Source organism: Caballeronia arationis (genome assembly GCF_001544975.2).
In the GTDB taxonomy this organism is placed as follows: Bacteria; Pseudomonadota; Gammaproteobacteria; order Burkholderiales; family Burkholderiaceae; genus Caballeronia; species Caballeronia arationis.
The window spans coordinates 41053-49274 of the sequence record NZ_FCOG02000048.1 but is presented as its reverse complement, the minus strand read 5'-3'; the positions used below and the strand labels follow the sequence as shown (position 1 = coordinate 49274).

General features: G+C 61.7%; 8 protein-coding genes and 1 pseudogene. 3 read left to right on the top strand and 6 right to left on the bottom strand.

Features of this window, described 5'->3' with window-relative positions:
- Nucleotides 1–379: 379 nt before the first annotated feature.
- Both AWB81_RS24695 and AWB81_RS24690 read right to left on the bottom strand, forming a co-directional pair.
- Nucleotides 380–586 carry a hypothetical protein gene (locus AWB81_RS24695; RefSeq protein WP_062639172.1) on the bottom strand — a complete coding sequence of 69 codons (207 nt, stop codon included), beginning with the start codon at nt 584–586 and terminating at the stop codon, nt 380–382.
- A 124-nt stretch (nt 587–710) separates the two neighbouring features.
- Entirely contained in the window at nt 711–1658 is a 948-nt protein-coding gene (locus AWB81_RS24690; protein ID WP_235025901.1) for a Vgb family protein, read from the bottom strand.
- Nucleotides 1659–2020: 362 nt separating this feature from the next.
- Here AWB81_RS24690 and AWB81_RS44875 point away from each other — a divergent pair, with 362 nt between their 5' ends.
- The 3 genes and pseudogenes from AWB81_RS44875 to AWB81_RS24680 all read left to right on the top strand — a co-directional run bounded on the left by AWB81_RS44875 (nt 2021) and on the right by AWB81_RS24680 (nt 4286).
- Nucleotides 2021–2941 (top strand): MBL fold metallo-hydrolase, encoded by a 921-nt coding sequence (locus tag AWB81_RS44875; RefSeq protein WP_143753535.1) that lies wholly within the window; start codon nt 2021–2023, stop codon nt 2939–2941.
- A 13-nt stretch (nt 2942–2954) separates the two neighbouring features.
- Entirely contained in the window at nt 2955–3440 is a 486-nt protein-coding gene (locus AWB81_RS24685) for a DUF4440 domain-containing protein (protein ID WP_062639171.1), read from the top strand.
- Nucleotides 3441–3712: 272 nt separating this feature from the next.
- A pseudogene (locus tag AWB81_RS24680) lies at nt 3713–4286 on the top strand (dihydrofolate reductase family protein).
- Between the two features lie 229 nt (nt 4287–4515).
- Here AWB81_RS24680 and AWB81_RS24675 read toward each other — a convergent pair.
- From AWB81_RS24675 to AWB81_RS24660, 4 genes are all read right to left on the bottom strand, one after another.
- Entirely contained in the window at nt 4516–5409 is an 894-nt protein-coding gene (locus AWB81_RS24675; RefSeq protein WP_200822545.1) for an NAD(P)-dependent oxidoreductase, read from the bottom strand.
- Complete coding sequence (locus AWB81_RS24670; RefSeq protein ID WP_062639170.1) at nt 5406–5717, bottom strand: putative quinol monooxygenase; 312 nt, start codon at nt 5715–5717, stop codon at nt 5406–5408. Before AWB81_RS24670 ends, AWB81_RS24675 begins: the two co-directional genes overlap by 4 nt.
- 36 nt (nt 5718–5753) lie before the next feature.
- Nucleotides 5754–7112: an NAD(P)H-dependent oxidoreductase gene (locus tag AWB81_RS24665; RefSeq protein WP_062639169.1), complete on the bottom strand. Its 1359-nt coding sequence runs from the start codon at nt 7110–7112 to the stop codon at nt 5754–5756.
- A 180-nt stretch (nt 7113–7292) separates the two neighbouring features.
- Nucleotides 7293–8201 carry a LysR substrate-binding domain-containing protein gene (locus tag AWB81_RS24660; protein ID WP_062639168.1) on the bottom strand — a complete coding sequence of 303 codons (909 nt, stop codon included), beginning with the start codon at nt 8199–8201 and terminating at the stop codon, nt 7293–7295.
- Nucleotides 8202–8222: the final 21 nt, after the last annotated feature.

Below are 8222 nucleotides of genomic sequence, written 5' to 3'. Positions count from 1 at the left end.
AGGAACCTTGCTCGCACCTCCTACAACTGCCTGAGTTCGAAAAGTACAAGGCCACCTGATGAACGCCCCGAGGCGTCCACGAACAAAACCCAATTTTGCAGGTCCGACTATCTAGGGATGTAGGGGCGGTTTTCTGGAAAACCTGGTCTCGAGCGGGTACGCGGCCCATTCCGCAGTACGCTCCGGCGCAATCAGTCAGATGGCTGGATGGGCGGTCTTGGAAAGTTGACGACATTTGATATAACCTTATGACCGAGTGTAAACAGCGATTCGCATGCGCCAAACCAAGTTTTGGTGCTATCGATTTTTAACCCGGCTCGCGACGCATAAATGCTTCACCGTGGCAACCGACATCAAGGTCAGCTGCTGCTAGAGCCTGCTAGCGCCGCCCGCTGCGGCCCCATACGTATCTCACCCACCGCTGCCATCGGCTCTTCTGCGTGGGCGAGTTGTGCACGGCCTGCGCCTCGCAGTCTCGCTGGACGGACTTCTGCACCTGTTCGTGAATCTGCCGCAACGTCATGCCACCAGGGCCCTTTAGCTTGTCGGGATCGGAATCAGGATCGCGATCGGAATTGTCGGTCATTGGAGTTGCCTGGCGAGGGTAACGGTAAGTGCGCGTCTCGAAGGGAGTTCTCAGCTTCTCGCAAAATCAGGTACCGCCAGGTCACTGCGCGACGCCGGATACGTGCGTCACGGTTGCTGTGGCGTCACTTGCTGTCGACAGTCGCTGCACCAGATCTGTAGCGCAGCAGATGGTCCGTACCGGATTCGGACAACCAGACCTCTCCCGGCCGGCCCATCATCTGACGCACGTTCGCGTGTGGCCGCTGCAGCGCAAACGTCTCGAATCGTTCGGTTCGTGGGTCGAAGCGTACTAACGCGTTGGCGCTCCATTCGCTGAGCCAGACGATGTCCTGGTCGTCGACGAATATCGCATACACATGCGGATCAGAGCCCGGCAGCTTCCATTCGCGCCACCGATGCGTCGCCGGGTCGAACATGCCCACCTTTCCCGCGTTCCACTCGCTGATCCAGACGCGTCCTTTCGAGTCCGACCATACCCGGCGTGCTCCCTGTTCCGGTGTTGGCGGCTCGATGACCTGCGCCGCACCGCTCACCGGATCGATGCGGCCGAGGTAGCTGCCAGCCAGTGAAGCGAAGTACAGGCTACCGTCAGGGGTGACACAGATGCCGTAGGCGCCGGGCCCGCGCGGCGCATCGAACACGCGCATGCTGGCGCTCGCCGGGTCAAGCTCACCGTAGATTCCGACTTGGCCGGTAAACCACAGGTGCCCTCGTTTGTCGAAGACGGCCGTGTTCAGGTTGGCGTTCTTTCGGTCCTTGGGCAACGGAAAGTGCGTGACGGCGAGTGTCTTGGGATCCACGCGAACGATTGCATTCAGCCCGCCATCCGTGATCCATGCGGCCCGATCCGGACCGATGATCACGCCGTGCGGTGCCGACCCGTTGCCGAGCGGGACCCGGTCGATCTTGCCGCTGCGCGGGTCCAGCCGTCCGACTGCACCTTGCGCCTGCGCGGTGTACCAGACGGTGCCGTCAGGCGCTGGCGCGACATCGTGCGGTGCGCTGCCGGAGGGCACGGCGAATGAGTCGAACGATGCAGGCTGGGCCTGCGCGGAACCTATTGCGACCATTGCGCCAGCAAGAACCGGCGCAAAATACCGGAAGAGCCGGGATGCGAGAATTCCGTTCACCGTCGCCGAAACCGCTGCAATTGCGATGTGAATCACGTCCGCCTCCGTGACAGGAACAGGCCTGCATTTGTGACAGCAGCCTATTGTGGCACTTGCTGCGGAATGGAGCATCGAGGGGTCCGCTTCGATGTGTAAATCGAGGTACGGCGCGACCCGCAACCTGTCGCTCTAATTCGACACCCGCGGAAAGGATGAAATCACCGAACTGTTCGCGACACTGAAGCAAATGCAGACGAGTCTCGCGCGAGTCGTACGTCGGAGGCGAAGAGACCTTCTGCACTCGCGAATGGACCGTCGGCAGAGTGGAAGACTTCGGATACCTTGATCGAAATGCACTACTCGGCGCCGGAGTAAAGATTGTCTTCGCGCCAACGCCGTCTGCCGTGGCGGACCACGCCTTCACCGCTGGCACAATTCCGACCATATCGTTCGAGAAAGTACTGGCGCCAACCCGCATGACAGTCGGCGTCAGAGACGGCATCGGTTGCTATCCCGACAAACTTCCAGCAGAAAAGCAAACCGCCAAGGTCGTGCCCGACGACTTTCAACATGAACTGGCGACCTGCTTCAACGTCAAGAATCGCGGCTTGATCGTGATCACGTCATGCAGCCATCGCGGTGTCGTGAATTCGGTCAGGCGCGCTGTCGAGGTGTCGGGAATCGACAGAGTGCATGCGGTGATTGGTGGATTCCATCTGGCGCCCCAAAAGGCCGACTACGTACGCGAAACTGTTGCAGCACTTAAGGAAATCAATCCCGATGTCGTCATTCCAATGCATTGCACCGGGGAGACATTCATCGAGGTGACGCAAAAGGAATGCCCGAGAAATTCATTCGATCTTATGCGGGCAGTCGGTACGTCTTGGAACCTGGCGCCACGCGCACTATATTCCGATGCGTTCTGCGTCTTAGCGGTTCGTCTCGGATCGATAGCGTGTGAAGCACTGCGTGTTTGGCCGGCCAGTACCCCTGCACGAAGTGGCCTCGAACGGCGAGGTGAAAGTGCCGTTTGTTGCTGGCGGCTGCCCACGGGAACCCGCTCCCGCAAAAGGGGCCTTCACCAAATGCGCGGTTTGTCCTTCGGCTGCCATCGTCCGATGCGCGTGGTGCAGCGCAACCTGAGTGCGGCAGCGACGTCGGTCGGCCTGGAAGTCGTCATTCCGGTGTGGATCATACGCGCAAGACGGCCCATACTTCCGGTGTGCCGTCCTCCCACCTCCTGACTGGAGAGCCGCCATGAAGCTATTTACCATCTCTGCGCTGCTTGCTGCCGTGCTCACCGGATGCGCCGCGAATCAAGGCATGTCAAACAATGCGCCGGCGTCGCGCACCGAAACTTGTAAGGTCGCATCAGATCAAGAGATTGCGGCGTTGTTTGAGCGATGGAATCAGTCACTGCAAACCGGTGATCCGCACCAGGTAGTCGCCAATTATGCGGCGCGTTCAATTCTTCTCCCAACGGTATCCAACGCTCCACGTTTGACGGTCGCCGAAAAGGAGGATTACTTCCGTCATTTTCTGCAAGATCGTCCGTCCGGAAAGATTAATTTCAGCTATATCGAACAGGGTTGCAATACTGCTGTGGACGCCGGGCTTTACACATTCACCTTCGCAAGAACTGGAGCGGTTGTTAAGGCCCGTTATACCTATACCTATCACTGGGATGGGGCGCAATGGCTAATTACAAGTCATCACTCATCGGCCATGCCGGAGAAGCCGTGACAGGGGTATGAGCTGCTGAAATCTGTTCAATGACGGCAGTCTCGTCGTTGATTCTCCGGCCAGGCGTTCGAGGCGCCCGAAGGAACAGGTGTCGCCAACGTGGCAGATAGGCACGTCGGCCTATTCAACGGATAGAACCAACTACTGCCGGAATATGCGTTGTCGAGTGCGGGTTCCGCGGGCGGTTTTATTTGGCTGATTTCTATCCGCAGTGACCGATATAAGCCGCAGGTCTTGCAGGTGACAGCATCAATCGAAAGGAAGGCATGAAAATGACACGCGTCCGAGTTGAGGGCTTTACCATCTCGCTTGACGGATACGGAGCTGGTCCGGATCAGGACATCAGGAATCCGCTCGGCGTGGGCGGGACAGATTTGCACCAGTGGTTAGTCCCGACACGCACGTTCCAACGGACCCTGTTTGGCGCCGACGGTGGCACAACTGGGATCGATGACGACTTCGCTGCGCGGGGCTTCAAGAATGTTGGCGCATGGATTCTCGGAAGAAACATGTTCGGACCGGTTCGCGGTTCCTGGCCGGACATGAACTGGAAAGGCTGGTGGGGGGACAACCCGCCCTATCACCGAGGCGCTTGACCGGGCGCGCGACGCAGCCAACGGAATGGATGTACGCATTGGCGGCGGACCTAGCACGATCCAGCAATATCTTCGTACGGGCCTCATCGATGAGTTGCACGTCGCTCTCTCGCCGGTCCTGCTGGGCGGGGGAGAGCGATTGTTCGAGGGGATTGACGCACGCGCTCTGGGATACAAATGCGTTCAGTTCGTTGCGTCGGAGAAAGCCACCCATGTTGTACTCCGGCGCCAAGGGCACAGCGACGCCTAACTGACAACCGGTTGCAGCGGACGGCGCCCCCGCTGAACCGGAACGTTGTGGGTTTTTCTTTGATTGAGGCGCCAATGTTCAATGAGAAACCGCGCGCGCGGTGCGTGGCGCAAGCGTCCGACTACAGCATAGTATGTATCAATACCGGCCTGATCTCTTACGGCCTCCCGGAAGATGGCGTCGCACGACGCATGGTGCGTGTCGAATCAAAGATCCGTTCGTACCAACGTCACGACACCGGCAAGCCGTTGCGCCTGCGCAGTTCCCGAATTAGCGCGCTGTGGTCCAACTCGCCGTCGCCGTGTTCGACCATGTCGATGAAGAGGCCATCGACGAGCCCCAGTACCGGCAACTCCAGCCCCAAGCTCTGCGCAAAACCGAGGGCGGTCTTCGTATCCTTGATCTGATATTTGGCCGGGCCGCCCGGCACGAAGTCTCGCGCGATCATGCGTGCCGCGTGCTGGCGGAGGATCGTCGAGTCGGCGAATCCGCCGAGCAGCGCCGCGCGGACTTGCGCGGGATCGGCGCCACCACGTTCCGCGAGCAGCATCGCTTCGGCGACGGTGGCGATCGTGCTTGCTACCATCATCTGGTTGACGAGCTTCGCGAGCTGGCCCGTGCCCGCTGGGCCGATGCGCGTGGGACGGCCCATTGTCTGCAGGACGGCGCGCACGCGTTCGAAGACCTCCGCCTCGCCGCCGGCCATGATCGCGAGCGTGCCGTCCTGCGCGCCTTTCTCGCCGCCGGAAACGGGCGCGTCGAGATAGCCGATTTCGCGCGCCGCCGCGGCCCCGGCGTGGCATTGCGCCGTCTCGACAGGAATCGAGCTCATCACGATCAGCACGCTGCCCGCACGCATCTTGGCGATGATCCCGTCCTCGCCCAGCAGAAGGTCGTCGCATGCGGGGCCCGAACTGAGCATGCAGATGACGACATCCGCGTCGCGCGCGGCTTCGCTTGCATGACCGACCACCTCGATTCCCGCCGAGACGAGCGGCGCCGCCTTGTCCCGGGTGCGGTTCCACGCCGCGACCCGGTAGCCGGCGCCGGCCACGCGCCGGGCCATCGGCAAGCCCATGATGCCGGTGCCGATAAAGCCCACAGCAAGACTCGCGCGCATCATGCAGGCTCGCGGCGGCCGAAGCGCACCGGGCGCTCCGCCACGATCAGCGCCGGAAAGCCGGCACGAAAGCGATCGAGGTGCGCCGTCTGCAAGTGCGCGTCGAACGCGGCGCGATCGTCGTATACCTCGTAGAACATGACGCGCGCCGGCGTCTCGTCGAGCTGGACGATATCGAACTGCCGGCAGCCGGGCTCGTCGGCGAGCGAGTGCCGTGCGTCGTCGCGTGCGAGCGCGAGGAAGTCGCGAACGCAGTCGGGCTTCACTTCGAACTCGGCAACGACCACGAATGCTTCGGTTCCGCTATCCATGCTGGACTCCCCTATCGATGCCATGATGTGCACGCCTCACGCTGCCTTCGCCGGCTTGCCGAGCGCACTTTGCTCCATCTCGCGACGCAGCGCGACGACATCGAGATCGCGCTCGAGTTCGACGTCCTCGAAGCGCACGATGGTGTCCTTGGCGACCGGACGCTTCAGCCTGACGTTGTGCGCAAGCCCGATCGGCAGACCGCCGATAGCAAGGCTCTTCGATGCCGGGATCGCATTAGCCCAGACCGCGTATCCGCCTTCGCCGTCGAGCATCTCGCCCGGCTTCAGGTCGCGCTTGGCGGTAGCGACGGCATCGCCGCGGAACTCCTTCGACGAGCCTGTCGCCTCGCCGCGCAATACGGCCGACAACACGCTCACGCTGGTTTCGAGGCCGATCATGTGGAACGGGCGCCACATCGAGCCGTACCAGCCGGTCGGATCGACGAGCAGGCCGTACTGCTTGAAGCACGCACGCGCGTATTCGTTCGGCGCCTTGAACGTGACGAAGACGCCATAACGAATGTTGTTGAATACTTCGCGGCCGTCCGGTTCCTGGCTGGCGGCGATGTCAACGAGGCCGCTGCGCGACAAGCGTCCGCCATCTTCCGCTGGCCGGAAGACGCGCGCGAGATCATGCAGGCCTGCGGGAGGAAACGCGAGACCGTTGTCCGGGCAATCGAGGCCCGTGCCGTTCGCGACCGCCGCCATTTCGATTGCGGCCTTGGTGCCGTCGGTGAACGAGTTGTACATCTTCGGGTTGAAATCGCCCTTGGCGACTTCTTCGTCGGTCCAGCCGAAGAAGCTCCAGACCGTGTCCGGGGTCGAATAGCGGTAGCGCGGCTCGAAGTTCATGCCCTTGCCAGCCGAGGTCAGTTCGAAGCCGCAAGAGCGCACCCAGTCCACGAGTTCGCAGATGATTGCGGGCTGGTCGCCGTACGCCATGCTGTAGACGAGACCGCGCTCGCGGGCGCGCGCGGCGAGCAGCGGGCCGCACATCGCGTCGGCCTCGACGTTGACCATCACCACATGCTTGTTGCCTTCGATCGCGGCCAAAGCGTGACGCACGCCGGCGATCGGGTGGCCCGTCGCTTCGATGATGCACTCGATTTCATCGCAGGCGGCGAGCGCGGCTGCATCGTCGAGCACGCAGGTTGCGCCGGTCTTCACGGCATCGGAGAGCGAGCGTGCGCCATATTGCTCGGCCGACCAGCCGACTCGTGCAAGCGATGCGCGCGCCTTGCCGACGTCGAGATCGGCAACGCCCACGACGTGCAGCCCTTCGATATGGCGGGCCTGTGACAGCACCATCGAGCCGAACTTGCCGGCACCGATCAGGCCGACGCGAACGGGACGTCCAGAGGCGTTGCGTGCCTGGAGCAGACTGGAGAGATTCATGTGCAATCCTTTGTGGTCGAGACTATGGATCGTGGCCGCGAGAGCGGCGCGCGGTAAGTGGCCGGGGTGGCGTGATCGAAGGCATAGCAGCGGTGCGCCTTACTTGCGAGCAAGTGTAGTCAGGGGTTTCTGCCAGAACAATTAACATTTCCGAGGCGATTTGTTAGCCAGGCTTCACCATCAGCGGGCGGCGGGTTGTTGGGATACGGATAGCCAGGCGGCACGCTCGGCGCGCAGCCAATCGAGGAACAGGATCACCTTCTTCTTGTGCAGATGCTCGAACGGGCAGACGATCCACTGCGTCGTCAGGCGGATCGCGGGAGGCTCGCGCACGGGGCAGATCAATGTGCCGTCGCGCAGCTCGCGCCACATCATGAGCGTACTTTCGAGCGCGATGCCCATGCCATCGACGGCCGCATCGATCGCCATATGGCTGCGGTCGAACAGCACTCGCTGCCCCGGATCGAGCGGCGCCGCACGCGCCACCGAGAACCAGTGCGGCCACTGGACTTGCGACTTTATCGAGTAGATGAGGCGATGCCGCTGCAGATCGGCGGCATCGAGACTCGCTGGCGCGCAGTACGCGGGCGAGCAGACCGGCAGGAACGATTCCTCGGTCAGCGCCTCCACATACACGCCCGGCCATTGTCCGGTGCCGTGACGGATCTCTATATCAACGGCTTCCTGCGCAAAGTCGGTCATTTCGTTGGTGCCGTTCAGGCGCACTTCGAGATCGGGATGACCGTCGAGGAACGAGCGTAACCGAGGCAAGAGAAACTTGGTTGAGAGCGTCGGCGTCGCGCGCACGGTCAGGAGCGTGACGGACCGCAACCCGCGTATACGCTGAGTCGCGTCCGCGATGCGGTCGATCTCCTCTGCAATCATCGCGAAGTAGCGCTCGCCTGCTTCGGTCAATGCCACGCCTCGTCCGACCTTCGTCATCAACGCCGTGCCCAAGTGCGTCTCGAGCGACTGGATTTGCTGGCTGACGGCTGATGGCGTCACGTTCAATTCTGCTGCTGCGCGAGAAATGCTCCCCGAACTCGCGGCAGCATGAAAAACACTGATGGCCCGCAATGGCAGATACATGATCACCCTTTAGATTGGCTA

Excerpts from the sequence above, each read along its gene's own strand:
- AWB81_RS24695 (WP_062639172.1), bottom strand. The coding sequence starts at position 586 with ATGACCGACAATTCCGATCGCGATCCTGATTCCGATCCCGACAAGCTA.
- AWB81_RS24670 (WP_062639170.1), bottom strand. The coding sequence starts at position 5,717 with ATGGATAGCGGAACCGAAGCATTCGTGGTCGTTGCCGAGTTCGAAGTG.
- AWB81_RS24660 (WP_062639168.1), bottom strand. The coding sequence starts at position 8,201 with ATGTATCTGCCATTGCGGGCCATCAGTGTTTTTCATGCTGCCGCGAGT.
- AWB81_RS24675 (WP_200822545.1), bottom strand. The coding sequence starts at position 5,409 with ATGATGCGCGCGAGTCTTGCTGTGGGCTTTATCGGCACCGGCATCATG.
- AWB81_RS24665 (WP_062639169.1), bottom strand. The coding sequence starts at position 7,112 with ATGAATCTCTCCAGTCTGCTCCAGGCACGCAACGCCTCTGGACGTCCC.
- AWB81_RS24685 (WP_062639171.1), top strand. The coding sequence starts at position 2,955 with ATGAAGCTATTTACCATCTCTGCGCTGCTTGCTGCCGTGCTCACCGGA.
- AWB81_RS24690 (WP_235025901.1), bottom strand. The coding sequence starts at position 1,658 with ATGGTCGCAATAGGTTCCGCGCAGGCCCAGCCTGCATCGTTCGACTCA.